Source organism: Halanaerobium sp., from assembly GCF_003070835.1.
On sequence record NZ_QBLR01000354.1, the window covers coordinates 1 to 3,287 of the forward strand.

Below are 3,287 nucleotides of genomic sequence, written 5' to 3' on the forward strand. Positions count from 1 at the left end.
AACCTTACACTCAGTACAGTCTTTATATTCCCCAGTTTTTATCTTCGGACAGTGTACTTCCTCGCCAAATTCTGGAGCATAAGATCCAACATCAAACCAGCAGGTTACTTCATCACGTTCAAAATCAGGACAGCTTTCTTCTTCACAATCCATAATCGCTGAACAATTTACTGTTTTTATTGGATAAGAAACATTTAGATTTCCCAGTGCTAAAGATGCAAACATCCCTTCAAACTTTTTTAAAGGGTTAAATATTTTCCTGGCTACTAAAAAGGTAATAACTAAAGAAATTATAATTCCAATTATTGAAAAAATAATTACATTTCTTAATAATGAATTTAAATCATTAACAATCTGACTGCGATCATAAACAGCCTTAAAATATCCACTTACTTCACCCCTATAATCTTCAAAAGGCATTAAAAGTAGATTGTTATCTCCTCTACTTTCAATTATAGTATCACCTTCCTGTAATTTTGAAATTAGTTCAGATTTAACTTGATAAGGATCACTATCAGTGGTGCTGGCTATCCAGTTAGAACTATTTGCATCCCAGGCTACACTTTGATCATCTGCTAACGAATAAAGATAATAATCTCCATTGAAGTTTTCCTCTATTTCTCCTAAAAATCCTTCTCCCAGGCTAGATCCAAATTCTACTGTTCCCAAATGTCTTCCCTGATATTCAACTGGAGAAACTACTCTCAGTCCATAACCACCACGTCCTTCTTCAATACCACTAATCATTTTTTGTTCTTGATTAGCTTGATTAACTGTAAAACGGAATGATGAAAGATCATCTCCATATTTGTCCGGATTATGTAATCTTAAAAAAGAAGTTGAATCAGGTAAATGAAATTGAAACTGAGCCATTTCTTGACTAATATCCTGATAAGAATTAAGCAGCATATTTCTTAACATTTCTCGATCCCGATCAGCAAAAGCACTCTGAACCGCAGTATTTTTTGCAATTAATTTAACCGCTATTTCTCCCTCTTCTAAAAGATCATTTAATTTTGTATCAATTGTTTTAGCAATTCCATTAAGCTTCTCTTCTTCCTGGTCTATTATTTCTGCTGACATATTAGAATATATAAAATAGCTTAAACTAGAAATAATAATTATCATACTCAGACTAATTACAATAAGTAATAAATTTCTCAAAGATAAGTTAGGTAAAATATTTTTCACTTGCTTCCCCCCCTGTTTTTTTGAAATAATTTTTAGAAAATCATTAATTATTCAATCTACTATAACAATCGAGTAGGAGGAAAATAATTAATTTATTTCCCGTCCTCTCACACCACCACAGCATACCGTTCGGTACTGGGCGGTTCATTAAGAATTAATTACTTGTGCATATCTTTCCGTAAAACTAAAGTATCCCAATTTCTTTAGAAACTGGTTGGTAAAGGTTCTTGCAAGTATAGGGCTATTGGATATTCTCCAGTAGCCTTTTCTTGTATTAGCATATTCCCACGCTTTAGGCTCTTTGATACCAAATTTCCTGAGCATCCTAAAACGAGTTCTGACTCTTTTCCACCTTTTCCAGTAACACATCCTTATTCTTCGTCTTACCCACTGGTCAAGCTCTCTCATCTTACTTTTCATGTCAGCTATTTTGTAATAACTGACCCAGCCTGTGATTGTCTGTTTTAATTTCTTAAAACGATATTTCATTGTCCAGGGTTTGCTTCTTGATGTGAGTTCTTTTATCTTTGCTCTAATTTTCTTGATTGATTTCGGGTGGATTCTAACCCTTATTTCACCTTTCCTACTGTAGAATGAAAACCCTAAGAATTTTCTTCTCCAGGGTCTGCCGACTGCACTTTTAATTGTATTGACTTTTAATTTTAGTTTCTTTTCAATGAATACCGTCAAGCTCTCCATAACTCTTTTGGCTGCTTTTCTGCTTTTGACATAGATCTGACTATCATCGGCGTAACGGCAGAATTTGTGATTGCGTTTCTCCAGTTCTTTATCCAGTTCATCCAGCATAATGTTGCTAAGCAACGGACTTAAAGGCCCGCCCTGCGGGCATCCTTCATCTTTTTTCTTGATTAAACCATCAATCATTACTCCTGAGTTAAGATAGGCTCTTATTAGTTTCAGTACCCTTTTATCCTGCACTTTCCTGGCTACTAAAGACATTAGTTTATCATGTTGGACAGTATCAAAATACTTTTCAAGGTCGATATCGACCACCCATGTATAACCATCATTTATATATCCTTTAGCTTTATTTACTGCCTGATGTGCACTTCTTCCAGGTCTGAATCCATAACTGTATTCTGAAAATCCTGGGTCAAATATTGGTGTCAGCTGTTGTGTTATTGCCTGCTGTATCATTCTATCTGTTACTGTTGGAATACCAAGTAGTCTTACTCCACCACCAGGCTTAGGTATTTCTACCCTTCTTACTGCCTGTGGTTTGTAGTTACCCTCCAGTACATCTTTCAGAAGTTGGCTACCATTTCTTTCAAGATGGGGTAGAAGTTCATCTACACTCATCCCATCAATTCCATGACTTCCTTTGTTCTTAACGACTCTTTTATATGCCTTATTCAGGTTTGGAGCCGCTAGAATTTTCTCCATCAGATTACTGGAGTCTGCATTTTCACCGTTTCTTACGTTCGGCAACGCCGCAGAAACACTCTGCACTCTCTCATTACTTCCAGCTTCCAGCTTTCTCTCCTGAGAGCAGTCTTCATATGAAGTTGTCTGCTTTCTATGTGTTTCCGTCGAGTTGTTCAAATCTAAGAAACCTCCTAATGTTTCATCCTTCAATTGATGTATATATCCACCAATCTACTATGACTTCTGCTGCATTCTGACAGTTCAGCTCTTACATTACTGCAGAGTTTATTGTTTAGAAATTCATCACCACAATTTACTGTCAGACCTTCCCTAGTTAAGAATATTTACTTTCACTTCATCTATCTGCTGTATTTACACTTCCTGTCTTGAATAGTTTTGGACTTTGTTTTGATTAGCAAACTCATCCACAGGATTGTGCCTTTTATACAGTTCGTATTCCTCAGACCGAAGTTTTGCCTCCAACTCCCTTCAGATTCCACCTCACGATGGACACCCTTGTCTTCAGCTAGTGGTTGGCACTATCAACCCCCACATCAGACTTGCACTGATTAGCAAATATTCATGCCAGGCAAACTAATTAAAGCCAGATATGAAGAATATCTGGCTTTAATTTATAAAACAAATTAAATATACAATAAATGAATTAGTTATTTACACATAAAACTTAAACTCTAAATTAAATTTTAATA

At 35.7% G+C, this 3,287-nt stretch carries 2 protein-coding genes; both read right to left on the reverse strand.

The genetic code is table 11. The features are described from left to right. Positions 1–1,191: cache domain-containing protein (locus CI949_RS18885; RefSeq protein ID WP_290769272.1), on the reverse strand; the 1,191-nt coding region annotated here is incomplete at its 3' end. 147 nt (positions 1,192–1,338) lie between these two features. Then, positions 1,339–2,754 carry a group II intron reverse transcriptase/maturase gene (gene ltrA, locus CI949_RS18890; RefSeq protein ID WP_089716163.1) on the reverse strand — a complete coding sequence of 472 codons (1,416 nt, stop codon included), beginning with the start codon at positions 2,752–2,754 and terminating at the stop codon, positions 1,339–1,341. Positions 2,755–3,287 lie beyond the last annotated feature (533 nt).